This is a genomic window from Thermoanaerobacter thermocopriae JCM 7501, from assembly GCF_001310975.1.
GTDB lineage: Bacteria > Bacillota > Thermoanaerobacteria > Thermoanaerobacterales > Thermoanaerobacteraceae > Thermoanaerobacter > Thermoanaerobacter thermocopriae.
Genome location: NZ_BAZY01000010.1, coordinates 38012 through 63375 on the forward strand (window position 1 = coordinate 38012; position 25364 = coordinate 63375).

22 protein-coding genes and 8 pseudogenes are annotated in these 25364 nt (G+C 32.9%); 26 read left to right on the forward strand and 4 right to left on the reverse strand.

All coding sequences use genetic code 11. From position 1 onward, the window contains the following. Positions 1–2: 2 nt before the first annotated feature. The 16 genes and pseudogenes from JCM7501_RS05755 (at position 3) to JCM7501_RS14410 (ending at position 13251) form a co-directional block, all read left to right on the forward strand. On the forward strand, positions 3–1217 hold the full coding sequence (locus JCM7501_RS05755) for an RAMP superfamily CRISPR-associated protein (RefSeq protein ID WP_028992363.1): 1215 nt from the start codon (positions 3–5) through the stop codon (positions 1215–1217). Further along, on the forward strand, positions 1214–1588 hold the full coding sequence (locus JCM7501_RS05760) for a hypothetical protein (RefSeq protein WP_028992364.1): 375 nt from the start codon (positions 1214–1216) through the stop codon (positions 1586–1588). The genes JCM7501_RS05755 and JCM7501_RS05760 overlap by 4 nt, the downstream gene beginning before the upstream one ends. 2 nt (positions 1589–1590) lie before the next feature. Further along, entirely contained in the window at positions 1591–2190 is a 600-nt protein-coding gene (locus tag JCM7501_RS14370) for an RAMP superfamily CRISPR-associated protein (protein WP_256201195.1), read from the forward strand. Beyond that, the gene (locus JCM7501_RS14375; RefSeq protein WP_256201196.1) at positions 2138–2626 is read left to right on the forward strand and encodes a hypothetical protein; all 489 of its coding nucleotides are present in this window, start codon (positions 2138–2140) and stop codon (positions 2624–2626) included. The genes JCM7501_RS14370 and JCM7501_RS14375 overlap by 53 nt, the downstream gene beginning before the upstream one ends. A 163-nt stretch (positions 2627–2789) precedes the next feature. Then, the gene (gene brxF / locus JCM7501_RS05770) at positions 2790–3266 is read left to right on the forward strand and encodes a BREX-3 system P-loop-containing protein BrxF (RefSeq protein WP_028992366.1); all 477 of its coding nucleotides are present in this window, start codon (positions 2790–2792) and stop codon (positions 3264–3266) included. Position 3267: 1 nt separating this feature from the next. Next, positions 3268–6277, forward strand: a pseudogene (locus JCM7501_RS05775) (DUF6079 family protein). Positions 6278–6294: 17 nt separating this feature from the next. Continuing rightward, complete coding sequence (locus JCM7501_RS14380; protein ID WP_256201197.1) at positions 6295–6948, forward strand: DUF6079 family protein; 654 nt, start codon at positions 6295–6297, stop codon at positions 6946–6948. Positions 6949–6963: 15 nt separating this feature from the next. Continuing rightward, positions 6964–9526, forward strand: a pseudogene (locus JCM7501_RS05780) (DNA methyltransferase). A 1-nt stretch (position 9527) separates the two neighbouring features. Then, positions 9528–9689 (forward strand): helicase, encoded by a 162-nt coding sequence (locus JCM7501_RS12590; RefSeq protein ID WP_081723144.1) that lies wholly within the window; start codon positions 9528–9530, stop codon positions 9687–9689. Between the two features lie 205 nt (positions 9690–9894). After that, a complete protein-coding gene (gene pglZ, locus JCM7501_RS14385; protein WP_256201198.1) occupies positions 9895–10749 on the forward strand; it encodes a BREX-3 system phosphatase PglZ in 855 nt (284 codons plus the stop codon). A gap of 46 nt (positions 10750–10795) precedes the next feature. Beyond that, positions 10796–11167 (forward strand): PglZ domain-containing protein, encoded by a 372-nt coding sequence (locus JCM7501_RS14390; RefSeq protein ID WP_256201199.1) that lies wholly within the window; start codon positions 10796–10798, stop codon positions 11165–11167. Then, entirely contained in the window at positions 11164–11385 is a 222-nt protein-coding gene (locus tag JCM7501_RS14395) for a hypothetical protein (RefSeq protein WP_256201200.1), read from the forward strand. The genes JCM7501_RS14390 and JCM7501_RS14395 overlap by 4 nt, the downstream gene beginning before the upstream one ends. Positions 11386–11390: 5 nt before the next feature. Then, positions 11391–11714 carry a hypothetical protein gene (locus tag JCM7501_RS14400; RefSeq protein ID WP_256201201.1) on the forward strand — a complete coding sequence of 108 codons (324 nt, stop codon included), beginning with the start codon at positions 11391–11393 and terminating at the stop codon, positions 11712–11714. Between the two features lie 18 nt (positions 11715–11732). After that, a complete protein-coding gene (locus tag JCM7501_RS05790) occupies positions 11733–12440 on the forward strand; it encodes a hypothetical protein (RefSeq protein ID WP_028992370.1) in 708 nt (235 codons plus the stop codon). Between the two features lie 64 nt (positions 12441–12504). Then, positions 12505–12681: a DUF4236 domain-containing protein gene (locus JCM7501_RS14405; protein WP_256201202.1), complete on the forward strand. Its 177-nt coding sequence runs from the start codon at positions 12505–12507 to the stop codon at positions 12679–12681. Between the two features lie 279 nt (positions 12682–12960). Continuing rightward, on the forward strand, positions 12961–13251 hold the full coding sequence (locus JCM7501_RS14410) for a tetratricopeptide repeat protein (protein WP_245599080.1): 291 nt from the start codon (positions 12961–12963) through the stop codon (positions 13249–13251). Positions 13252–13309: 58 nt separating this feature from the next. On the opposite strand, the gene JCM7501_RS16570 is transcribed toward JCM7501_RS14410, so the two are convergent. Further along, on the reverse strand, positions 13310–13516 hold the full coding sequence (locus JCM7501_RS16570) for a Uma2 family endonuclease (RefSeq protein WP_154653791.1): 207 nt from the start codon (positions 13514–13516) through the stop codon (positions 13310–13312). 369 nt (positions 13517–13885) lie between these two features. On the opposite strand from JCM7501_RS16570, the pseudogene lspA reads away from it, so the two are divergent. After that, positions 13886–14319: pseudogene (gene lspA, locus JCM7501_RS05805) on the forward strand (signal peptidase II). Between the two features lie 4 nt (positions 14320–14323). Next, positions 14324–15241 carry an RluA family pseudouridine synthase gene (locus JCM7501_RS05810; protein ID WP_028992372.1) on the forward strand — a complete coding sequence of 306 codons (918 nt, stop codon included), beginning with the start codon at positions 14324–14326 and terminating at the stop codon, positions 15239–15241. A 295-nt stretch (positions 15242–15536) separates the two neighbouring features. On the opposite strand, the pseudogene JCM7501_RS05815 reads toward JCM7501_RS05810, so the two are convergent. Then, positions 15537–16530: pseudogene (locus tag JCM7501_RS05815) on the reverse strand (AIR synthase family protein). 220 nt (positions 16531–16750) lie between these two features. Here JCM7501_RS05815 and pyrR point away from each other — a divergent pair. From pyrR to pyrE, 7 genes and pseudogenes are all read left to right on the forward strand, one after another. Continuing rightward, positions 16751–17286 (forward strand): annotated as a pseudogene (gene pyrR / locus JCM7501_RS05820) (bifunctional pyr operon transcriptional regulator/uracil phosphoribosyltransferase PyrR). A gap of 206 nt (positions 17287–17492) precedes the next feature. Further along, entirely contained in the window at positions 17493–18407 is a 915-nt protein-coding gene (locus tag JCM7501_RS05825; RefSeq protein WP_028992375.1) for an aspartate carbamoyltransferase catalytic subunit, read from the forward strand. A gap of 30 nt (positions 18408–18437) precedes the next feature. Continuing rightward, a pseudogene (locus JCM7501_RS05830) lies at positions 18438–19702 on the forward strand (dihydroorotase). Between the two features lie 57 nt (positions 19703–19759). Then, positions 19760–20683, forward strand: a complete 924-nt coding sequence (gene pyrF, locus JCM7501_RS05835) for an orotidine-5'-phosphate decarboxylase (RefSeq protein ID WP_013150409.1) — start codon at positions 19760–19762, stop codon at positions 20681–20683. Between the two features lie 8 nt (positions 20684–20691). Beyond that, positions 20692–21423 (forward strand): dihydroorotate dehydrogenase electron transfer subunit, encoded by a 732-nt coding sequence (locus JCM7501_RS05840; protein WP_013150408.1) that lies wholly within the window; start codon positions 20692–20694, stop codon positions 21421–21423. Next, positions 21420–22327 (forward strand): annotated as a pseudogene (locus JCM7501_RS05845) (dihydroorotate dehydrogenase). Before JCM7501_RS05840 ends, JCM7501_RS05845 begins: the two are co-directional and overlap by 4 nt. A 13-nt stretch (positions 22328–22340) precedes the next feature. Beyond that, positions 22341–22913, forward strand: coding sequence for an orotate phosphoribosyltransferase (gene pyrE, locus JCM7501_RS05850; RefSeq protein ID WP_028992377.1), 573 nt, complete (start codon positions 22341–22343; stop codon positions 22911–22913). On the opposite strand, the gene JCM7501_RS05855 is transcribed toward pyrE, so the two are convergent. Both JCM7501_RS05855 and JCM7501_RS05860 read right to left on the reverse strand, forming a co-directional pair. Beyond that, entirely contained in the window at positions 22910–23143 is a 234-nt protein-coding gene (locus JCM7501_RS05855; protein WP_003868407.1) for a peptidoglycan-binding domain-containing protein, read from the reverse strand. The two genes, pyrE and JCM7501_RS05855, sit on opposite strands and share 4 nt — an antisense overlap. A gap of 65 nt (positions 23144–23208) precedes the next feature. Continuing rightward, positions 23209–24385: pseudogene (locus tag JCM7501_RS05860) on the reverse strand (class I SAM-dependent rRNA methyltransferase). Between the two features lie 110 nt (positions 24386–24495). On the opposite strand from JCM7501_RS05860, the gene JCM7501_RS05865 reads away from it, so the two are divergent. After that, positions 24496–25203, forward strand: a complete 708-nt coding sequence (locus tag JCM7501_RS05865; RefSeq protein WP_028992379.1) for an ATP-binding protein — start codon at positions 24496–24498, stop codon at positions 25201–25203. Positions 25204–25364: the final 161 nt, after the last annotated feature.

Consider the following 25364-nt stretch of genomic DNA (forward strand, 5'->3'; position numbering starts at 1 on the left):
GAATGAGTGGAAATACAAATGATTTAGTTAAAGACTTTAAAATTTATAGTATGGCAACAGACCCAATTTATATTGGGACAGGTGGTTATACTATAGGAAGAGTTGATAACACAATAGTAAGAGACCCAATAACAAAGCTTCCCAAAATCCCTGGTTCAAGTTTAGCAGGGACTTGGAGATATTATGCGATGCTTGAGTTAATATCAAAAATTAAAAATAAACAGCCTGCCATGAATGATATTAAAAGTATTGATAAAAATACTTTGGATGAAAAAATTAAAACGTGGATTGAGAAAAATCCAAGCAAGTGGAATAATAATGACTGGCATTTCTATTATGGTAATGTGACTGCTAAAATTACCTGTGCAGGGCAGGATAATACTCCTCAAGCGGAGATATCAAATGCTCCGTATGCTACAGATGATAAAGGCAAAACAGGACACTGTGGACATTGTATTATCTGTAAAGGATTTGGATTTTCAAAGAAAGATTTAAGCTGGCAAGGTATGATTTTTTTTAGTGATTTAAATATTTTGTTTTTCCCCGTTTTTACACGCTTTGGTACCAAGTGGATAACAACAAAAGAGATATTAAAAGATGCAAAATTATATGGCGAAAAGGCAGAAAATAAACAAAATGAGAGTAAAGATTTGGTTTGTATAGCTTTAGAAAAAATAGAGGATGAAAAAGTGGATGGGCATATAAATTTAGGATGGATATATTTGCCTTATAAAGTGGGAAATATTTCAATAGATTTAAAGAAAATCAAAATAGATGAATTCGAATTATCTACCGAAAAAATTGTTATTGTACCTGAAAGCCTATTCTCTCAAATTGTTAATTCTAATCTCGAAGCAAGAACATCTGTCTCAATAGACCCAATAACAGGTGCAGCAAAAGAAGGTGCTTTGTTTACCTCTGAAGCAATACCAAGAGGAACGATATTCTATGGAGATTTAAGAATATTTGATAAATCATCTTTTGATGGATTAGATAAAATAAAGGATTTGCCTAATTATAGCATGCTAAAAGATGCTTTATGTGATTCCAAACACTTCTTTGAAACATTAGGTATTGGCGGTATGACAACAAGAGGGTTTGGAAGAATTGTATTAGAAATTTATGATAATGATAAAAATACGAATAATTGCGATGAAACTACTCAAGGCAAATTAGAAGAAAGTAACAATAACCCTAATGGGGGTGAACAAAAATGAATGAAAATAATCTTGAGTATACATTAAATAAATTGGGTTTCGATATAGTAAACAGTTCTCAAAAAGATAAAGAAATTTTAAGGTTCATAGATAAAGCGTTAGGAGTTTTATCTAATGATGGTGTGTATGCTTATTATGTTTTTTGTTTAAGTAAGGATAAAAAAGGTGATAAGAAATACAGTGAGATATTTGTTGAAAAACCAATAGAAACTTTAAAACCTTTTTTACAATCTAAATATAATGTAATTAATAAGGCTGAAGATTTTTTTCAGGAATTGTCTAAAGATATTTATGAATTGCTATTTTACAAAGAATCATTAGAAAAAGCTCTGATCTATGCCAGATACCATGCAAAGGCAATGGGGGAATAAAAATGATATGGTTTAAACTAATTTTTAAACAAAATCAGCCAATACATATAGGCTCTGTTGAGTGGGGAGTAATTAATGAAACTGAAATTTTTATTCCTGGCTGGACAATGTGGGGAGCTTTAACAAATCAATTTTTAAAAACAATCGGGGTTAGAGAAGTTGAAAGTGCTAAAAAATTATTTGAAAGAATTACTAATTTTTATCCTGCAATACAGCAAAAAATAGAAAATTCTTTAGAAGATAAATCTCCCGTTTTTCAGGAATTATTTCCTCAATATAAAAAAGGAAATTTTGCATTTGGAAAATCTTTTGGTAATGATAAGCCTGAACAAAATAAAGAGGATAATGAAAAAGAAAAATTTATTAGTAAGGATAAATTTAAATTTGAATTTGTTGATACTATTGTATCAACTGCCATAGAACCTGTATTAAGAAGTGCGAAAGATGAAAGCTTACATGAATTTGAGTATATACTGCCAAAATCAAAATTAGATTTGGAAGAAAAAAGTATAGAAAATAATTTAAACCAACTTTACTGGGTGGGTTTGATTGGATTTGAAGATGAAGCGATTAAAGAGAATAAACTCTTTAATAAAAAATAGCAATAATAACGAAAACGCAGAAGAAAATGTTAGTAAAAACGATGAAAGCGAAAAGAAAGAGTTATCAGATTTATTGAAAAAGATTTTTTCAAAAATATATATTGGTGGAGATACTAAATATGGTTTTGGTGAGATGGAATTGTTAGACCCAATTATTGAAGTAACAGAAGAAAAACTTAGTGAATGGAACATTACTGGAAATGGTACAGCGAGTATAAAACCTAATTTTCCATTAAGACAATTTTTCAAATTTTCTGATGAAATAAAATTTGAAGGGGAACTCAAACTTCTTTCAGAATTTGATTTTACACAGAATATACCAAGAGTTCAAGAAGCAGGCTATTTTATAAATGTAGGTAGTAAAGTTTCAGACTTTAATGGAATTGATTTAAGTAAATATCATTTGACTAAAGGTAAATTTGAAAAAATAAAATAATAAAAAACAGGCACTGTACATAAATTCATGCCTGTTTTTATTTAACAAATGAGTATTTAAAACCGGTATATCATTGAACTCTCTTATATATTTTTATCCACATGCAGGAATTTGTAAATTTTTATCGAAGTAAATGTATAGGTCTAAAGGGGGAGAGGGTGATATGTCAATTTATAAAGATATACAGGATGCTTTTATTTTGCTACCATATAAATATTACAAGTTAATTTTATTAGTAGGGCCAATTGGCAGTGGAAAAACTAAGCTGCTTAAAAAAATTTCTGCAGATTATAACTATGATTATATAAATGTAAATTTACAGTTGTCAGAAAAATTAATTAATATACCTTTTGAAGAACGTTGCTACTATGTAGATGACTTTATGGAAGAAATTTTGTCTCAAAGTAAAACAGATGTTACAATATTAGATAATATAGAAATTTTATTTGCTCCTCATTTAAAAATAGACCCTTTAAAAATGCTTAAAAACATGAGTAGATATAAAAAAATAATTGCATCTTGGGGGGGCTCTTATATAAATGGTATATTGACATACGCTGAACCTGGTTATCCAGAATATAGGAGATACAAAAAAGATGACTTGGATATAATTGTAATAAATGTTGAGGGAGGAAGATAGGATGAAATATGGAGATCTTATTCAGTATGAACCGATTGAAACTGTTATAAAACTTAAGGATGCAGACAAGATCGATGAGGCAAAAAGGCTTGTAAAGTCCTATGTAGTATCAGAGGGGATGGCAGATAGTATTATTAATATTTGTATACCCCAATTACAGTTTGATGAAACACTTGACAATAAGGGTATATTTATAGTTGGCAATTATGGTACTGGTAAATCCCATTTAATGTCTGTAATTTCAGCAGTAGCAGAAAATAAGGAAATGTTAGATTATGTTTCTCATGAAGAGTTAAAAAAAGAGATGGGAAAGATCGCAGGAAAATTTAAAGTTTTAAGATTTGACATTGGGGCTGTAAATACACCCTTAAGAAATATAATTACGAAAGAGATAGAAAAGGACCTTGCCAGATACGGGATAGAGTTTTATTTTCCACCAATTGATGAAGTTACAAATAACAAAGATGCTTTTATGGAAATGATGAGTAAATTTGAAGACAAATTTCCGGACAAAGGCTATCTCATAGTGGTTGATGAATTATTAGATTTTCTAAAAGCAAGGAAAGAACAGGAATTGATTCGCGATTTAACTTTTTTAAGAGAAATAGGAGAAATAACAAAGTCTACAAGATTGAGATTTATGACGGGAGTACAGGAGACCCTGTTTGATAATCCGGCATTTAATGCTGTTGCACAAACTGTATTAAAGATGAAGGACAGATTTGAACAGTTAATAATTAAAAGAGAAGATATTTCCTACGTAGTATCTCAAAGATTGTTAAAAAAGAATGACAGACAAAAAGCATGGATAAGGAGCCATTTAGAGAAATTCAGCCCGTTGTATAAAAGTATTTCCAGCAGAATCGAAGAATTTGTGGAATTATATCCTATACATCCTATGTTTATAGAAGTATTTGAAAAAATGTTTATTGTAGAGAAAAGAGAAGTTTTAAAAACAATATCACATCTTATGAGAGAACTGTTAGACAAAGATGTACCTGAAGATGAGCCTGGAATTATTTCCTATGATTCTTATTGGAAGTTTTTAAGAGACAATCCTTCATTAAGGCAGAGCCAGATATAAAGAGAGTAGTTGATAAAAGCATTGTTGTAGAAGATTTAATTGAACATTCCTTTACAAGACCTCAATATAAACACGCTGCATTAAGAATTGTACATGCATTAAGTGTTCATAGGTTTACTACAGGAGATATACATACATCTGTTGGTATAACAGTTGAAAATATTAAAGATGATTTGTGTTTATATATAAAAATGCCAGAGATAGAAGAGGACTTTTTAATAACGACTATAGAAACAATAATGAAGGAAATAATGAAAACATTGAGCTGGCAATATATTTCATACAATCCAGACAATCAGCAGTATTATCTTGACATGGTAAGAGAAGGCATAAATTATGATGCAAAAATTCAGGAGAAAGCAGAAATATTGTCAGAAGATATTTTTAACAGGCATTATTTTGAATTGCTTATAAAAGTTCTTGATTGGAATGCTCCTGAAAAAGTACCAAACATGAGAATATGGGAGTATAGTCTTACTTGGAATGAGAAAAATGTTAAAAGATATGGCTATCTTTTATGGGATATCCTGATGAAAGGAGTACAGCTCAGCCTCCAAGAGATTTTTATGTTTACTTTTTGCCTCCTTTTGTTGAAGCTAATTATAATAAAAAATATATTTTAAATGGAAAAGAAGATGAAGTGTTTTTTGAATTTATTAATGCAGATGAAGAAATAATAGAGAAAATTAAAAAATACGCTGCCGCTATGGAATTAAGTGAATTATCCTCCAGTGATCAGAAAAAAATTTATGAAGATAAAGCTAAGGGTTTTCAAAGGGATATTACTAAATGGATAAGAGATAATGTGTCAAAATGTTTTAATGTTTCTTATAAAGGAGAAACACAAAGTATAATTTATTGGCTTAAAGGAAAAACAGCTAATTATGATACTATTAAAAGCTATATTGATGAGGCGGCTTCTTCTTGCTTATCATTGTATTTCAGTGAAAAATACAGTGAATATCCTACATTTTACACAAAAATCACAGAGGCAAATTTAAGCGAAGTTTTTAAAAGTGCAATGAATTATTTAGCTGGCAAGAAGACAGAAACAGGCAAGAAAGTATTGCAGTCTTTTGATTTAATTTTAGGGGATGATATTGTACCCGGAAATTCAAAATATGCTAATTATTTTTTAAATGAATTATATAAACTTCCACCAGGAAAAGTTTTAAATAGAGAAGATATTATAGAGAATGTAAACGGTGAGGATATTGACAAAAGATTCAAATTAGAAGTGCAGTGGGTGGTCCTTTTGCTCAGTGCACTTGTGTACAGCGGAGATATAATTTTGAGAATAAAAAATAAAGTTTATGATGCTACTACCATAGAGGCACTTGCTAATATGAACGTTGGAGAGCTTATAGATTTTGACAGTTTTGAAAAGCCAAGAGATATACCTGTTAAAGAGTTAAAAACCCTGTTTACTTTATTAGGTTTACCATCAGGGTTAGTAACAGCAAGTCTTAGCAAACCAGAAGAAGCTATAAGACAAATGGTTGCAAAGAGTGAAGAACTGGCTAAAAAAGTTGTAACTGTTAATCAATTTGTTGTTTCAAATAAAACTATATGGGGGAAGCCTATATTTGATGAGTTTGAAATAAAAAATTATAAAGATTTTCTCAATAATTTTAGAGATTTTCTTGACAGTTTAAAAGCCTTTAATACCCCTGGGAAATTAAGAAACTTTAAGTATACTGAAGAGGAGTTAAAGGAAAAATTCAAGACATTGGAGACAGTAAAGAAAATAGAAAAAATAATTGATTTTAAAAATGAAGTAGAAGAGCTTGTCAAATATTTGGCTTCTGCTGAACAGCAATTACCCGAAAAAATTGAATTAAAGCAAAATATAAATGAAATGAAAAATGAAGTAGAAAGATTTATAAAGGAAATTGATACTAAAGAAAGTGAAGATATAAAAGGCTGACGAGAGAATTAGAAGAATTGAAAATAGAGTATATTGATTTGTACCTTGAGTATCATAAGAAACACAGGCTTGATTATAATGGAGATGAGCGTAAAAAGAAAATAATGGCAAGTGATCCGCTTAATAATCTTAAGAAGCTTAAAGATGTAGGAATATTTCCTGTTAACAAATTTGATGAGATTGAAAAGGTATTGGCTTCATTAAAAACCTGTTATAATTTTAGGAAAGAAAATATAAAAACAGAAGTGCTATGTCCTAATTGTGGATACAGTATAAAAAGTGGCGAAGTTCCTGTGTTTGGAAAATTGGATGAAATTGAAGACAAGATAGAAAATTTGTATAAGGAATGGACTAAAATTTTATTAGATAATATTGAAGATCCAATGATTCAAGAAAGAATGGAAATTTTGAATAAAGACCAACAAAAAGTTATACGTGACTTTTTGAATAAAAAAGAATTGCCTGACAAAGTGGATAATCTGTTTGTATCAGCAGTAAAAGACTTAATTGCTGGTCTTGAAAAAGTAGAGATTGAAATAAATAAGTTTATTTCTGCGATAACCTATGATGGACCTGTAACAGTAGATGAGTTTAAAAAGAGATTTTTAGAAAATGTCGATTTTCTTATAAAAGGCAAAGATAAGGACAAAGTAAGAATTATTATAAAATAAACGGGGGAATGACTGGTGAAATTAACAAAAGAAATGCTTGATAAAGTAAGAGATATAGAGGGATTTCCTATTGGTAAAGATGAAGATATAATAGAACTTTCTGATCCGCCTTATTATACTGCATGTCCAAATCCTTTTATAAATGAATTCATTGAAAAATACGGGAAACCTTATGTTGAAGAAAAGGATGATTACAATTGTGAACCCTATACGGCAGATGTATCTGAAGGGAAAAATGATCCTATATACAATGCCCATTCGTATCACACAAAGGTGCCTCACAAAGCGATTATGAGATATATACTACATTATACAAAGCCGGGAGATATAGTATTTGATGGGTTTTGTGGAACTGGCATGACGGGGGTTGCGGCACAGATGTGCGGCACCCCTGACCCGGAGTTTAAACTTAAAGTGGAAAAGGAGTTTGAAAAAGAGGGTAAAAAAGTAGAGTGGGGAGCAAGAAGAGCAATTCTTGGAGATTTATCTCCTGCTGCTACTTTTATAGCTTACAATTACAATACCCCTGTTGATGTGGAGGAGTTTAAAAAAGAGCAGAGAGGATACTTAAGGAAGTAGAAAAAGAATGTGGGTGGATGTATGAAACCATACATACTATAGAAGGTGTACCGCAACATGATGTGGAAGGGAATGTTATAAAAGGAAAAATAAATTATACTGTGTGGTCAGATGTGTTTATATGTCCCAACTGCAGCAATGAAATAGTTTTTTGGGATGCTGCAGTAGACAAAGAGGATGGAAAAGTTCTGGATGAATTTAAATGTCCTCACTGTGGTGCGAAATTAACCAAAGCAAATCTTGAGAGAGCGTGGAGGACTGTTTATGATAAGGCGCTTGGTGAAACAATAAAACAGGCAAAACAAGTACCTGTTTTTATTAACTATACAGTGGGTAAAAAAAGATATGAAAAGAAACCTGACAAATTTGATTTGGAACTTATACAGAAGATTGAAGAAATGGATATACCTATTGGTATCCAACAGATAGAATGCCTGAAGGGGAGGAATCGAGAAGGAACGATAAAATTGGCATAACACATGTGCATCATTTTTATACAAAGAGGAATTTGTATGTATTGAGTGCGTTATATAAGAGGATTAAAAAAAAGGAATATCCACTTTATTATATTTCTAAATTTATGTTTACGGCAATTGTTACTATGTCAACAAAAATGTCAAGATACGGTGAAAGAACAGGGAATGTATCTGGCACTTTATATATTCCGTCTTTAATCAAAGACCTTAATATAATTGAATATTTAAGAAGAAAATTATGGGGAGCAAAAGGGCTTTTAAAACCATTAGAAGGTTTTAAAAGCTATAAAAAAGATAATTGTTATATTTATTCAGGCTCAACGACTCAAGTATTGATTAATTCAAACTCCATTGACTATATTTTTACAGACCCTCCTTTTGGAGATAACCTCATGTACAGTGAGCTTAATTTTTTATGGGAGGCATGGCTTAAGGTATTTACAAACAATAAAACAGAAGCTATTATAAATAAAGTTCAGAAAAAAGGGCTTCATGAATATCAAGAGCTTATGGAGAAAGCTTTTTCAGAGATGTACAGGATATTAAAGCCGGGAAGATGGATGACTGTGGAATTTCACAATTCCAAAAATGCTGTATGGAATGCAATACAGGAGTCAATTTTAAAAGCTGGATTTGTCATAGCAAATGTTAGAACTTTAGACAAAAAGCAAGGAAGTTTTAAGCAAGTTACTACGACAACTGCTGTAAAACAAGACCTTATAATATCAGCTTACAAGCCTAAAGAAGGGTTTATAAAAAGGTTTTTGAAAGAAGCTGGAACGGAAGAGGGAGTATGGGATTTTATAAGACAGCATTTAGAAAAACTGCCTGTTGTTATAGAGACAAATGGAAAACTTGATATAATACCAGAAAGACAGGAATATTCACTTTATGATAGTATGATTGCATTTCACATACAAAAGGGTGCTACTATTCCAATGAGTGCTGCTGAGTTTTATGAGGGATTGAAGAAGAGGTTTATAGAGAGGGATGGAATGTACTTTTTACCGGATCAGGCTGCTATTTATGATACAAAAAGGCTCAAATTAGAACTTAATGAGCAGCTTGCTTTTGTAATACAAGATGAAAAGACAGCAATACAGTGGCTGAAATTTAAGCTTTTAAATAAACCTATGACATATCAGGAAATACAGCCTATGTTTTTGGAGGAGTTAAAGCAGCTAAGATATGAAAAATTGCCAGAGCTTTTGGATTTACTACAGGAAAACTTTTTGCAAGATGAGGCAGGCAGATGGTATGTGCCGGATGCAAATAAGCAGGCAGACCTTGAAAAATTGCGGGAAAAAAGATTACTTAAAGAATTTGAGGAATATAAAAATGTTACGGGGCGTCTTAAAGTTTTTAGGACAGAAGCTATAAGAGCTGGTTTCAAAAATTGCTGGAAAAACAAAGATTATGAAACGATTGTAAAAATAGGCGAAAAACTGCCTGAAAATGTGCTACAAGAAGACCAAACTTTGCTCATGTATTATGATAATGCAGTGACAAGGTTAGGTGGTTGATTTGTTCAAAGTTGGAGATTGGGTTTTTAATATTGACAAAAAAAGAACAGTGAAAATAATCGATTTATTTAAGTTGTGGGGCTATGTGTCTTACAGCATATATGACCCGATTGAAAAGGTGACCTATACTGTGTCAGATAAAAGGCTTGTAAGTACAGAGTGAAATTAGAAAATGAGAGAAGAAGATGGAAAGAAGAAATTGAAAAGTCTATGGATATATTGCCTATGTTAAAGCCTTTGTACATTGTGTATTTGGAGTGAGTCTCTATGATTAAGGATTATATCAGAGATAAATTATCTTTAGAAGGTTCTAATCTTATATTGTTAGAGGATAAAGATGACATTTTAAATGAAGAAGTATTATAGAGATGCTACATAAGGATGAATATGAGGTATATAATTATCAGGAACCGGATAGTTTTAGGTTTTATTATGAATTGAACTATAGAAAATTTTATGATTCTTTTGTAGAACCCAATAAGAAATTTATACTTAAGTGTAGAGAAATAAATGAAATTCCTTATGATATACAGACAGTTTTTCATCATGTGTCCATATCATTGAAAGAAATTTTCCCAAAACTTGATTATGCTGTTTTAAAAGAATTGGGTACGGACTTTTTGGGGAAAATTTATGAGGCATATCAGTTATACGATGGAAATGTGTTGGGGGAAAATGGGACAAAAGATTATGTGATGAAGGCTGTTTTTGGAATTATTCCAGAGCACATAAATAATTTAAATGAGGTTGTAAAAGCATTTTTACGACTGTATTACAAAAATATTGAGCTACCTAAGGTGCTTTCTGATTATTTGGAGTATAAATTAAGGCAGAAAGAGAATTTAAAAGATGTACCTTTAAATGAAATTTTATCAGGAAAGGATAGATTTTTTAGATTTGTAAGGGTACAATGGAAGAATTATATCAATGATTTAATAGAAGGGACGCATAATGCCAAAGTTGATTTTAGTGACTATGATATTAGAGCATATCTTGATAATATTTTTTATGAAAAATATATTGAACCTATAGAAGTGGAAAATATTGAAAGCCTTCCCAAATGGACGTATGTTGGAATTTTGTATGATGAGAATGAAAGGTATTTGAAAGAATATAGAAAAATGATAGAAAAAATAAAGGAGTTGTTAAGTTTTAGTAAGTCGTATAGGGATTGGATGAATTTGTCTTCTTTATGGGCAGAGGTTTTGAACATTTTTTTATAGTAAAAAACTTGCTTTAAATGAGAATGAATTTAATGAGATAAGTAAGTTGATTGAAAACAGTTTTATGGAATGGGTTGTTTTGAATTATGGCAATCTTACTTCAATTTCTTATGTAAATGGACCTGTAATGGTTCATCAAATTCCATGGTATTTGAATTATATTATGAAAAAACAAAAATATGATAGGGTAGCACTTTTAGTTTTCGATGGTATGTCGGTAGATAATTGGTATTTGATAAAAAGATATTTGAATAAAAATGCTCTGTGGAATATTGAAGAGAAAAAGTCTTTTGCATGGATCCCAACTTTGACATCCATTTCAAGGCAGGCAATTTTCTCTGGTGATATACCTTTATATTTTAAAGATACGATTTTTCTACAAATTACGAAGAAAAACGATGGAAAAAGTTTTGGATGAATCAAGGATATAAAGGTGATGATGTTTTTTACATAAGAAATGTTATGGAGTTCAATAAAAGAGAAATAAATGATATAATAAATAACCGTAATGCGAAGATAGTAGGTATTGTTGTCAATATTATAGATGAACTAATACATAGTGCGATTTTATCAGTTGAAGGATTATATCAAACATACAGTTATGGCTTGAAAAGAGTAGGGTGGAGGATTTTTTAAAAAAATTGATTTCTAAAGGATATGAGATTTTTATAACTTCAGATCACGGAAATATTGCATCAATAGGCAAAGGGAAATTAAATGAAGGGCTTATTGTTGAAAAAGCTGGAGAAAGGGTAAGGATATATGAGAGTGGAATAGATTATGGGAGAAGTTTATATGATGATAAATCTTTTAAATGGATTGGTTTTGGTCTTCCTAAGGAATACAATTTTATAATATGTAAAGAAAATAATGCTTTTGGTGCTCAAGGAGAACAGATGATAAGTCACGGTGGTATTTCAATTGAAGAAGTTATAGTTCCATTTGTGCACATAAGTCATATTTAAGGAGAGGGAGAAAATAGGATGAAAAAAGTAGGTTTTGCTAGAAGAATAAAACTTGAATGGCTTGATAAAGTTGTAGAATTTTATAAAAATGAGCAGGAGGTTTCTAAGATAAAAAAAGGGTTAGATGATTTTCTAATTAGTGAAGTTAAAAGTAAGGAAAATAGAAGAAAAAGTATAGATATTTTAATAAGCAGTTGGGTAGATGTTCCTGAGGAATTTAAATATGTGAGAGACAAAGCAGTGGTATTATTTGATAAGGTGTCTGAAGGAGAAAAAAAGTTTATTCATTGGTTTATGCTTATATCAGCTTTTCCTTTATTTAGTGATATTAGCACTGTTATAGGTAAGTTATTGAGTATTCAAGAGGAGTTTAAGTTAGATACTGTAAGGCAGAGAATATTTGAAATATGGGGAGAGAGAAGTACAGTTAAATTTAGTACGGATAAAATAATCTCTTCAATGGTAGAATGGGGAGTTTTATCAAAAGCACAAAAACCAGGTATATATAAGAAAGCTAACACGATTGAAATAAAGAATAAAGAATTAAAACTTTTATTTTTGGAAGTATATCTTAAGTCAAATAAGAAGTCATTCATAAGTTACGCTGAAATTGATAAATTGTATGTAATATTTCCATTTGAATTGGCTTTTGAGTTAGTGGATTTTTATGATTCACCGGTTTTAAATGTGAATAAAATGGGAGATAATATTGTGATTATTAGATAAATTGAAAGGTGTTTTATAAGGGAATATATAAAAATTACAGTAATTTGAAAGAAGGTGATTTCCATTGGGCTGGAGATTTAGAAAAAGTATTAGTCTGGGTAAAGGAGTTAGAATAAATGTCAGTAAAAGCGGTATAGGTTTTAGTGTAGGGAAAAGAGGTGCGAGAATAGGGGTAGGTCCCGGGGAATTTATACTTCTTTTGGGATTCCGGGGACAGGTCTTTATACTATCAATTATTTAAATAAAAAGAAAAAACAAGTCAGTTCTTCACTTAACACTCAAATAAATAATGTTAGTATAACTTATCCACCAGAAATATTGAAGAAAATGCCTTCAAAAGGTCCTAAGTATTTGCTATTTATTGCTTCTTTTATATTGCTATTTGCATATACTCTCTTGGGAATATTAGGCTTTATAATTTTTGTGTTTTATTCATATACATTAAGCAAGAAGCCTATTTCAAAAGCTATTTCCTTTTTTAATAAAGGCAAGTTAGCCTACAATAAAGGCACTTGAACTTATGAACTCATTGTCAGAGGAATATAAGAATAGTTTATCTGTAATCAATGCCATGGCTGCTTGTTATATAGAACTTAATAAACCCGATATGGCTTTGGCGGTTTTAGAAAAAGGACCTATGAGAAAGAGAAAAACTGATACGGAGGAGATGAAGATATACAGATATTTATTGGGGACAGTTTATATGAAATTGGGGCAGAAAGAAAAGGCATTAAAGCAATTTCAAAAGATTTATGTAGAGGATAGTAATTTTTTGGATGTGGCTGAAATTTTAAATGAGATGGAAGGTTAAGAATACCGTAAAAACTTTATGTATACTTCTCAAGTTCTAAAGGAAAAACCTTTCAAAGCTATTTAATAAGTTTTGCGATATTTATCTCTAATTCTTTAAAAATATTAACTTTTATAGTATCTTCTATTGTATATTTTTCGGGTTCTGAATATTGACCCTTTTCATCCAATTTGTAGACAAATATATTTTTTGAAACAGGATTTACTATCCAGTATTCTTTCACTTTAAATTTTTCATATAAATAGAGTTTTTTAACGTAATCAATAGAAGCATTTGGTGGTGAAACGACTTAGATCTTCTGTAATTATTTTTTGATGAATTCTTGAGGGTGAAGGTGACATAGCGACAAAGTTACCCTCAATTAATTCTACTCTTTCACCATCTTTCAATTTGAGATAATCGGAATATGTGTAAATATTATGTTTTATTGGGAATTCCATAATTATCATTCCTGAATTTATATTAAATTTTTGCGGAGGAATTATTGCAATTTAGTATATATTCCTCCATAATTTCATTATATCTTATGATCATTATATTTTAAGCCTATAGCTTTAAAATGTTTTATTTTGTATAATATATTCGTACAACAATATGGTTACAAAAACAAATGAATACATAGGAGGAATTGACGTTGGAGATAATTATTGTAGCGTTTGTAGTTTTGCTTGACCAAGTGACAAAATATCTTGCAGTAAAATATCTTATGCCTATAGGAAGTTATCCTGTTATAAAGAATTTTTTTCATCTTACTTATGTAGAAAATAAAGGTGCGGCATTTGGTATGCTTCAGAATAAGACTCTTTTTTTATAGTTATAACAGTAATTGTAGGGGCTGTGCTAATTTATTCTATGATTAAACTGCCAGAAAATAGTGTGTATAATTATACACTTGCTATGATCCTGGGGGGCGCTATTGGAAACCTTATAGACAGAGTTAGACTCGGATATGTTGTAGACTTTATTGATTTTAAATTTTTCCCTGCGGTTTTTAATGTTGCAGATTCTTTTATAGTTATAGGAGCTATTATATTAGGATATCTTATGATTTTTAGGGAGAAGGCGTGATGGGATGAACATAGTTGACAAGGTAGTTTTGCAGGGAGAAAAAGAGGATGAAGGAAAGAGAATAGACGTTTTTCTTGCGGCGGAGTTAGATTACACAAGGTCTTATATTAAAAAATTGATTGTGGATGAGCTTGTTTTTGTAAATGGTAAAACGGTAAAGCCCAGTTATAAGGTAAAAGAGAATGATGAGGTTGTTGTAAATATCCCAGAGGCAGAGAAAATTGATGTACTGCCAGAAAATATACCTTTGGATATTCTTTATGAAGACGATGATATAATTGTGATAAATAAGCCACAGGGAATGGTAGTGCATCCGGCGCCGGGTAATTACAGCGGTACACTTGTTAATGCACTTCTTTACCACTGCAAAAATTTATCGGGAATTAACGGCATTTTAAGGCCGGGTATAGTTCACAGGCTTGATAAGGATACTTCTGGTTTGATGGTTGTTGCTAAAAATGATAAGGCCCACATAAGCCTTTCTAATCAAATAAAAGAGAGAAGTGTTTTTAAAAAATATGTTGCTATTGTAGAGGGAGTTATAAAAGATGAAGAGGGGAAAATTGAGGCACCTATAGGAAGGCACCCTGTTGACAGAAAAAAGATGGCTGTAATAGAGGATGGAAGATATGCTCTTACATTGTACAAAGTTTTGGAGCGTTTTAAGGAGAATACGTTGATAGAGGCGGTTATAAAGACCGGTAGGACTCATCAGATAAGAGTGCACATGGCTTTTATTGGTCATCCTGTTGTAGGAGACCCAGTATATGGATTTAAAAAGCAAAAGTTTAAATTGAAGGGGCAGGCATTACATTCACGTGTTTTAGGTTTTATTCATCCTACAAAAGGAGTGTATATGGAATTTGAAGCTCCGCTTCCTGAGTATTTTAAAAAATTGATAGAGATTTTAAGAAATAAATGAAGATAGGATTAAGTGGGAATCCTATCTCAGTTTGTTGACAAAGTAAAAAATTTTTTAAATAGGATATTTTGCATCGTCACTCCGGTGTTCCAAAGCGACAAAACTAAACTCGACCCTCGGGTTCCGGCAGGTTCCGCACATTCGACCTCCTTGTCTTAGTGCCCGCCTCCGCCATCCTTGGCTTCGGCCCTGCCTCCACCCTCGGTCTCATTAAGTTTTGTTATCGCTTTGTCACAAGTCGTTCCTTATGCAAAATATCCTATTTCCGAAAGTTTGTCTACAGTCTGAGATAGGATTAAGTGGGAATCCTATCTTTATTTACAAGGTATATCTCATCTCTTTCAGGAGGAGTTATCTCTTTTTTTCCATGGGCTGTTACCAAGTATTTTCCTTCTTTTGTTATTTTACCTACAATTGTAGCTGTTATGCCAATTTTATTTAAAGCATCGATTATTTTACTGCTGTCACTGGCAGTAATTATTATTGAACCGCTGGATATAAGTTTCAAAGGGTTTATGTCAAAAAAACGGCAAATTTCTTTTGTCTCAGGCGTATTGGCAATTTTTCCTCATATATTTCAATGCCAAGGCTGATGCTTCTGCGATTTCATAGGCTGCTCCTAGTATTCCGCTTTCTGTTATATCGTGTATTGCATTTGCACCATTTTGTGCTGCAATAAGTCCTTCTTCTATGACACTTATTTCGTTTATAAAACTTTGGGCTTTTAAAACAAAATCTTTATCGTAGCGCTTTAGCAGCAAATCTTCATAGTCAGTTGCTAAAATTGCTGTGCCTTCAAGGCCTAAAGCTTTTGTAACTATGACATCATCGCCTATTTTTGCGCCTTTTGTGGTTATGTACTCACCTTTTTTAGCCATGCCAATTGCTGTTGTGCTTATAATAGGCTTGTTTACTGTAGTGGTTATTTCTGTGTGGCCTCCTAAAACTTCAATGCCTAATTTTTTTGCTGCTCTATCTATTTCTTTCATGATGCCATGTAAAGTAGATTCTTCAGTACCTTCAGGAAGCAGTATAGTTGATAATATTCCAATTGGCTTTGCGCCACAAGAAGCCAAGTCATTACAGGATATTATGACAGATAAAAAGCCGCTTAATTTGTCTGCTGCTGTTATGGGGTCTGTTGAAAGGACTGCCACGTATTCGCCGAAATCGATTATGCTACTGTCTTCTCCTAATTGGGAGTGGACTAAAACTTCTTTTCTTTTAACGCCAAGATATGGGAAAACACTTCTTTTTAGTATTTCTACAGGTACTTTTCCTACTTCCATTTTGTCACATCCTTCTTTTAATATTGGTGTCAATACTAAAATCATAACACAATTTTTATTTTTTTTAAATATTCCTATAGACAAGTTGAAAAGAATGTGATAATATATAGAAAACGAAGTCCTTTAAGCAGTCCTGTGAGGCTGGCAAGGTTGGCATAATTATATGTAGCATAAAAAGCTTCTTGCCAGTGCAAGAAGCTTTTTTGTGGAGGTTAGGAAGTTGAAGATAAAAGCAGAGATAATGGATGAAAAAGCTATAGACAGGGCACTTATACGAATAGCCCATGAGATTGTGGAAAGGAATAAAGGCATTGAAGATGTGGTTTTGGTAGGCATTAAGACAAGAGGAGTGCCTTTAGCAGAAAGAATAGCAAGGTATATATCGCGAATTGAAGGAAAAAAGCCTCCAGTAGGGTCATTGGATATCACCCTATACCGTGATGACCTTACAACGGACCTTGAACAGCCAGTAGTCAAGAAAAAAGATATAGGTGTGGATGTGGTAGGTAAAATAGTGGTGTTAGTGGACGACGTGATATACACAGGAAGGACTATAAGGGCTGCTATGGATGCGATTATCGATTTAGGAAGGCCTAAGGCGATACAGCTGGCAGAATTAATAGACAGAGGCACAGAGAATTGCCTATAAAGTCAGATTATGTAGGTAAAAATGTTCCAACATCAAAAAATGAAATAGTAAATGTGATGTTGGAGGAAGTAGACAAAGTCAACAGAGTGGTAATAACTGAAAAGTAGTACCTTTAATTTAGCCCAGCGAGGCTAAAAAGGGAGAATTAATAGATATTCTCCCGGAGTATTAAATTTTGCGAAGGGAGGATTTTTTATGCCAAAATTCAAAACCCTAATTTTAACAGAAAAGAATATTTTATACAAAAAGAGTAGTGCCATTTCACATTATTGTGATGTGGTGACTACTCTTTTTTTAAAAGGAGGAAGGTAATGTGAAGAGAAAAGACCTGTTAGGCATTAAGGATTTATCGAAAGAAGAAATACTGGAAGTTTTAGACACCGCAAAGGAGATGAAAAAAATTCTAAATGGAGAAAAATATTCGCAGATACTAAAGGGAAAGACAGTTGTAACGATTTTTTTCGAACCTAGCACGAGGACAAGACTATCTTTTGAGATGGCAGCAAAGTATTTAGGCGCTCATTACGGCAATATAGAAGTGGCAACCAGCAGTGTTGCCAAAGGGGAGTCTTTAATAGACACCATAAGGACTGTTGAGATGATGAGGGCGGATGTGATAATAACAAGGCACAACATGAGTGGAGCGCCGCATCTTATGGCAAAATACACTGATGCCTCTATCATAAACGCAGGAGATGGTATAAATGAACATCCTACTCAAGCCTTGTTGGACATGATGACAATCAGAGAAAAGAAAGAAAGCTTTGAAGGATTGAAAGTAGCAATAATAGGAGATATTATGCACAGCAGAGTTGCACGGTCAAACATATGGGGACTTAAAAAGATGGGGGCGGAGGTGAGAGTTGCAGGCCCTTCAACCTTAATACCTCCTGCAATAGAAAAAATGGGAGTTAAAGCTTACTACAATGTAGAGGAAGCTATAAAAGATGTGGATGTAGTGATGGGACTAAGAATTCAATTGGAAAGGCAAAAAAGTGGCCTATTTCCGTCAATTGACGAATACAGAGAGTATTTTGGGATAAATAAAGAGAGAATGAAACTTGCAAAACCTGATGCGATATTGATGCATCCAGGGCCTATAAACAGAAATGTTGAACTTACGTCAGAAGCAGCAAATGACAAGTATTCTGTCATAGAAGAACAGGTGACAAACGGTGTTGCTGTCAGGATGGCACTTTTAAAAATACTTTGTGAAAGGAGAAATTAAAATGAAGATGATTATAAAAATGGTACTGTAATAGATGGGTTTGGGAGTGAAGTTAAAGCGGATATATTAATAGACTATGGTATCATAAAAGCGATTGACAAAAATATACAAGTCTCAGACGGGATAGTGATTGATGCAACAGGCAAATATGTACTTCCCGGTTTTGTAGACATGCACACTCATTTAAGGCAACCGGGATTTGAAGAGAAAGAAACTATTAAAACAGGTACAGAGGCTGCAGCAGCAGGAGGTTACACTACTGTTACCTGCATGCCAAATACAAATCCTCCTATAGACAATGAAATAGTAGTAGAATATGTAAAAACATTGCGCAAAGAGAAGGAGTTGTAAAAGTACTACCTATAGGAGCTATGACAAAGGGAATGAAAGGCGAAGAAATAACCGAAATGGCAAAACTTAAAAAAGCAGGGGTTGTTGCCTTGTCTGATGACGGTTTTCCAATAATGAGTGCAGGGCTTATGAAGAGGATAATGACATATGGAAAAATGTATGACTTACTCATGATAACCCACTGTGAAGACAAAACATTAAGTGGCGAAGGTGTAATGAATAGCGGGGTAATTTCCACAATGATAGGATTAAAAGGCATACCAAGAGAAGCAGAAGAAGTCATGCTTGCAAGAAATATTATACTTGCAAAGGCTACTGGTGTAAGGCTTCACATCGCACATGTCTCAACAAAAGGAAGTGTCGAACTTATAAGAGAAGCGAAAGAAAAGGGAGTGAAAATAACTGCTGAAGTGACTCCTCACAATCTTACCTTGACAGATGAAGCAGTCTATAATTACGATACAAACACAAAAGCTTATCCACCCTTAAGGACAAGAGAGGATATAGAAGCATTAATAGAAGGATTGAAAGATGGCACAATAGATGCAATCGCGACAGACCATGCCCCTCACACTAAGGATGACAAAAAAGTACCTTACGACATAGCTGCTTTTGGAATATCAGGTTTAGAAACAGCATTTTCTGTGATAAATACTTTCCTTGTACAGACAGGAAAAATAACCATAAAAGAGTTAGTCAATTACATGAGTATAAATCCTGCAAATATATTGGGTATATCCAGTGGAATAAAGGTTGGCAAGACGGCGGATATTGTGATTGTAGACCCTTATGAAGAGTATGTAGTTGACAAAGATAAATTTAAATCAAAAGGAAAAAACACACCTTTCCATGGTATGAGATTAAAAGGAGTCGTGGAATATACGATAGTAGAAGGAGAAATAAAATACAAAAAGGATAGAAAAAAAGAAAAAATTGAGGTATAATTAGTAATAAATATTTATACAATAAAATGAATAAACTTTCAGTAAAGGATGAGGAATATGTTTATTGATAGGTTAATTGAAAATATAAAATCTAAAAAAAGTCCTGTAGTGGTAGGACTTGACCCCAGAATTGAAATGACGCCTAAGTTTATAAAGGATACTGCCTTTAAAAAAAGAGGCGAAAACATTGAAGGTGTGGGCGAAGCTTTATATCTCTTTAACAAAGGGATAATAGATGCAGTCTACGATATTGTACCTGCAGTCAAAATCCAAGTTGCTTTTTATGAAGCTTATGGGATAGAAGGATTTAAAGCTTTTTTCAAAACTGCTGAATACGCTAAAAATTTAGGGCTTATGGTAATAGCGGATGTTAAAAGAGGAGATATACAAGAGGTTGCAAAAATGTATTCAAAAGCTTATTTGCAAAACCAGTTGTTTGATGCTATTACTGTAAATCCCTATATGGGTGAAGACACTATAATGCCTTATGTAGAAGATGCGATTAAATACGATAAGGGTATATTTGCACTTGTCAAGACTTCAAATAAAGGTTCTAAAGATATACAGGATATAAAAACTGCAACAGGAGAATACGTCTATCAACGAGTTGCTAAAATAATAAATAGAATTTCAAAGTCAGCAGTTGGGAAATATGGCTATAGTTCTATAGGTGCAGTAGTAGGTGCAACTTATCCAGAGGAAGCAAAAGTGCTAAGAAAGGAAATGCCAAATTGTTTCTTTCTAGTGCCAGGCTATGGGGCACAAGGGGGGACTGTTGAAGATATAATGGATTGTTTTGATGAGAATGGACTTGGCGCGATAATAAATTCTTCCCGGAGCGTTATCTATGCGTATCAAAGTCCTTACTGGAAAGATGTATATTCTGAATATGAGTATGCACAAGCGGCGAGAGCAGAGGTAATTCTTATGACAGGCATGATTAACAATGGGCTTGTTAAAAGAAAATACATCGCTTGTTGAGGTGAAAGATGAAGAGCAGGATATTGTCTAATGAAAAGATAGCCAGTGGCATTTATAAATTGGTATATGAGTGGAAGGGGGGAATACCTTCTCCAGGCCAATTTGTAATGGTGGACTGCAAAGACAAGACTTTTCTAAAGAGGCCTATAAGTGTATGCTCTGCTGATGACAAATCCATGACAATTGTATATCAGGTTAAAGGGGAAGGTACTAAAAATTTATCCGAAATGAAAAAAGGAGATACAATTGAAGTCACAGGTCCTCATGGACATGGCTTCAAACTATATGAGGACAAAAATGTGTTAATAGTAGGTGGGGGAATAGGCACTCCTCCCCTTCTATACCTTGCTAAAAAAATCAAAGCAAAAAATTTGTATATTGCGTTGGGATTTAAAAGTGAAATTTTTCTTGTGGAGGAGTTTAAAAATTTAGGAGAAGTTATTGTCACGACAGAGGACGGAAGTTTTGGGAAAAGAGGAATGGTGACACAAGCAATTGAAGATATAATTGATAAGATTGACATAATATATGGCTGTGGACCAAAGCCTATGCTAAAAGCTCTTAAAGAGATTTCTTTGAAAAATAATATTCCTTGTCAAATATCTGTAGAAGAAAGGATGGCTTGTGGCATAGGAGCTTGTCTTGTATGTGCTTGTAGAGTGAAAAAAGATGGTGGTTTTGAGTACAAAAGAGTGTGTAAAGATGGTCCCGTCTTTTGGGCTGAGGAGGTGGAATTTTGAATTTACAAGTTGTAATTGGAAAACTTAAATTAAAGAATCCAGTAATGGCAGCTTCAGGTACTTTTGGATTTGGAAGAGAGTACGGAGAATATATTGATTTAAATCAATTAGGAGCGATAGTTGTAAAAGGACTTACAGTAAAACCTAAAGAAGGTAATCCACCTCCACGAGTTTATGAAACTCCTTGTGGAATGCTAAACAGTGTAGGGCTTCAAAATCCGGGTGTAGATGCTTTCATTGAGAAAGAGCTGCCTTTTTTAAGAGATTATGATGTTGCTGTAATAGTGAATATTGCAGGAGAAACCATTGAGGAATTTGCTTATATGGCAAAGAAGCTTGATATAGATGGTGTTGATGGAATTGAAATAAATGTCTCCTGTCCAAATGTGAAAAAAGGTGGTATGGCTTTTGGAATAAATCCTGAGGATATATTTAATATAACAAAAGAAGTAAAAAAAGTTACACAAAAAACCGTTATTGTAAAATTAACACCAAATGTGACGGATATTGGGGTTTGTGCTAAAGCAGCAGAAGATGGAGGAGCAGATGCTGTATCTTTAATTAATACAATTGCAGGGATGGCTATAGATATTGATACAAGAAAACCTGTTTTTAAGAATGTCATTGCAGGATTATCAGGCCTGCTATAAAGCCTATTGCCCTTAGGATGGTGTATGAGGCAGTGAGAGCCGTGAAAATTCCTGTTATAGGTATGGGCGGTATAAGTTCATTTAAAGATGCATTAGAATTTATGATTGCGGGGGCGAAGGCAGTGGCAATTGGCACTTGTAATTTTGTGAATCCCAATTGCACAATTGAGGTTATTGAGGGGATAAGACAATATATGGTTTTAAACAATATAGAGGACATAAATGAGATTATAGGTTCTTTAAAGGTTGATTAAAGGGGATGAGAAAATGGAAAGAGAAGAAGTCTTAGAGATTTTTAGCAAGTTAGGAGTAATTAACGAAGGACATTTTTTATTGACATCAGGAAAACACAGCGATACCTATTTGCAGTGTGCGAAAATATTCCAATATCCTAAATACAGCGAAATTTTTAGTAACGAGTTGGCGCTAAAATTTAAGGATTACAAAATAGATGTTGTAATAGGACCTGCAATTGGAGGAATTATATTAGCCTATGAAGTTGCTCGTCAGGTTGGAGCAAAAGCTTTTTTTGCAGAAAGAGAAGAAGGAATGATGAAGCTAAGAAGAGGGTTTGAAATCAAAGAAGGAGAAAATGTGCTTGTAGTAGAAGATGTAGTGACAACAGGGGGCTCCGTAAAAGAAGTTATAGAGTTAGTCAATTCCTTAAAAGGTAATGTAATAGGAGTTGGAAGTATAGTTGATAGAAGCGACGGAAAGGTAAATTTTGAAGTTCTTTTTAAGTCTGTGGTAAGCTTGTACGTTGAAGCATTTGAAAGAGAGGAATGCCCCCTTTGCAAAGAAGGCATTCCTCTTGTAAAGCCGGGAAGCAGGAAATTTTAAGGTATAAGCATATTTATAACTCTCATTGTCTCAGGTCCTACAATTCCATCAACTTTAAGGCCATTGTCCCTTTGAAATCTCATAACAGCGTTTTTGGTTCTTGGTCCAAAAATGCCGTCTATTGGACCAGGGTCATAGCCTAAACTTTGAAGAATCATCTGAAGTTGAAGAACATCGTATCCGACGGTACCCTCATATAGAAGCCTGGAGCCTAATTGTTGCCTCTCCATTTTTTTCACCTCATTTATACACTTTCCCTATTACACAATATGATAAAACAGGGAAAGTGTTCTTTTTATAAGACTTGTAGAATTAGGCACTTTAAGTATTGAGTTTCTTCAGAGGCTAATAATATTGGATGGTCTTTTGATTGAGTACGTTGTTCTACAAGTCTTACATTTCTTTTAGCATCATTGGCTGCCTCTTTAATGACACTTAAAAACATATCTGGTTTTATATGCTGTGAACAAGAACAAGAGATGAGAAAGCCTCCTTCTCTTAGAATTTTTAATGCTCTTAAATTTATTTCTTTGTATCCCCTTAATGCGTCTTTTACAGTTTCTTTACTTTTTGTAAAGGCAGGGGGATCTAGTATTATAGTATCAAACTTTCTGCCTTCTTTATCATATCTTCTTAATATGTCAAAGGCGTTGTCACATACGAAATTACATCTTCCTTGATAACCATTTAGTTCTACATTCTTTTTGGCCATTTCAATGGCTTCCTCAGAGATGTCGACTGTCTCGACTCTTTTTGCTCCATAGTGTAGGGCATGTACTGTAAATGAACCAGTGTGGCTGAAACAATCAAGAACTTCTGCATCTTTGACATAATTTTGAATTGCTCTTCTGTTTTCTTTTTGATCTAAAAAATATCCAGTCTTTTGGCCATTTTCAATGTCTACCCAAAATTTTATTCCATTTTCTTCAAATTGTTGCATTGTGTCAAACTTGCCGTACAAATAACCTTTTTGCTGTGGAAGGCCCTCTAATTCTCTTACATTTACATCATTTCTTTCATAAATTCCTTTGGGATTTAATATTTCGATAAGAAGCTTTACTATTGTTTCTTTATATCGATCTATACCTAATGAAAGTGTTTGAAGAACGAGATAGTCACCAAATTTGTCCACGATTAAAGCAGGTAAAAAATCTGCTTCTGCAAATACGACTCTACAGGAGTTTAAATTGTCCATAACCTTTTTTTCTGTATTCCCAGGCTCTTTTAATTCTTTTTCTAAAAAATTCTTCATCTATTTCTTCATGAATATCCCGGGTCAATAGTCTTACTGTTATCATGGATTTTAAATTTATATAGCCTTTTCCTATGAATTCTTTTTTATGATTTAAAACATTTACAATTCCACCTGGAGTGTAATCTCCTTCAATTCTATCTATTTCGGTTTTGTAAATCCAAGGGTGTCCGCTTAAAATCCTTTTAATATTTGTGTTTCTTAATATAACGTCTGTCATAATATCTCTCCTTGCAACTTTTGATAACTTCTTTATATCATAACCGACCAAAATATTCAATTGTATTGACATATTCCTACAAATAGTATTAATATTGAAGGGGTGATAATATGCAAAAAGTACTTGGAAGAATAAGAAGAGCAGTTCAAGATTTTAATATGATAGAAGAGGGAGACATAATAGCTGTTGGTGTTTCAGGAGGAAAAGACAGTGTAACCCTTTTGTATGGATTACATCTTCTTAAAAATTTTTATCCAAAGAAATTTGAGGTAATGGGATTGATGTTGACGTTAGGTTATGACAATTTTGATCCAAAGCCTGTAGAAAATTTTTGCCGAGAAAAAGAGATACCTTTTTTTATTAAAGAAACAGAGATAAAAAAAATAGTTTTTGATTACAGGAAAGAAGAAAATCCATGTTCTTTGTGTGCGAATTTAAGAAGAGGAGCTTTAAACAATTTTGCAAAAGAAAAAGGATGCAATAAAGTGGCTTTAGCACATCATTATGATGACTTGATAGATACTTTTATCATGAATTTGTTTTACAATGGAAGGCTTCATACCTTTGAGCCGGTTTCTTTTTTAGACAGGTCAAAAATTACTGTAATAAGACCTATGATATATGTTAAGGAAAAAGACATTAGAAATGAGGTGAAAAAGAATAATTTGCCTGTTGTAAAGAACCCTTGCCCTGTTGAAGGACATACGACAAGGCATTATATAAGGAATTTGATAATAGATTTAAAGAAAGAAATACCTGAGATAGACAAAAGAATTTTTACAGCGATAAAAAAAGATATTTTTCACTTTGAAGAATAACTGCAAAGAAGAATAAAAGTTAGCAAAAAAGAGCATTAAGAAAAAAACAAGAACATTTTCCGTTATTTTTCGACTTAATGGGGTTTTATAGGGATTGAACAATTCTTTTAAAAATGATATATTAATAGACGTCGCTGCTGAGGCGGACAGCAAAGAAGGGA

Coding starts and splice junctions, on each gene's coding strand:
- JCM7501_RS05810 (WP_028992372.1), top strand. CDS start 14,324: ATGAACATAGTTGACAAGGTAGTTTTGCAGGGAGAAAAAGAGGATGAA.
- pglZ (WP_256201198.1), top strand. CDS start 9,895: ATGCTACATAAGGATGAATATGAGGTATATAATTATCAGGAACCGGAT.
- JCM7501_RS05865 (WP_028992379.1), top strand. CDS start 24,496: ATGCAAAAAGTACTTGGAAGAATAAGAAGAGCAGTTCAAGATTTTAAT.
- JCM7501_RS05760 (WP_028992364.1), top strand. CDS start 1,214: ATGAATGAAAATAATCTTGAGTATACATTAAATAAATTGGGTTTCGAT.
- JCM7501_RS05790 (WP_028992370.1), top strand. CDS start 11,733: ATGAAAAAAGTAGGTTTTGCTAGAAGAATAAAACTTGAATGGCTTGAT.
- JCM7501_RS14410 (WP_245599080.1), top strand. CDS start 12,961: ATGAACTCATTGTCAGAGGAATATAAGAATAGTTTATCTGTAATCAAT.
- JCM7501_RS05855 (WP_003868407.1), bottom strand. CDS start 23,143: ATGGAGAGGCAACAATTAGGCTCCAGGCTTCTATATGAGGGTACCGTC.
- JCM7501_RS14395 (WP_256201200.1), top strand. CDS start 11,164: ATGAATCAAGGATATAAAGGTGATGATGTTTTTTACATAAGAAATGTT.
- JCM7501_RS05755 (WP_028992363.1), top strand. CDS start 3: ATGAGTGGAAATACAAATGATTTAGTTAAAGACTTTAAAATTTATAGT.
- pyrE (WP_028992377.1), top strand. CDS start 22,341: ATGGAAAGAGAAGAAGTCTTAGAGATTTTTAGCAAGTTAGGAGTAATT.
- JCM7501_RS05840 (WP_013150408.1), top strand. CDS start 20,692: ATGAAGAGCAGGATATTGTCTAATGAAAAGATAGCCAGTGGCATTTAT.
- brxF (WP_028992366.1), top strand. CDS start 2,790: ATGTCAATTTATAAAGATATACAGGATGCTTTTATTTTGCTACCATAT.
- JCM7501_RS14370 (WP_256201195.1), top strand. CDS start 1,591: ATGATATGGTTTAAACTAATTTTTAAACAAAATCAGCCAATACATATA.
- pyrF (WP_013150409.1), top strand. CDS start 19,760: ATGTTTATTGATAGGTTAATTGAAAATATAAAATCTAAAAAAAGTCCT.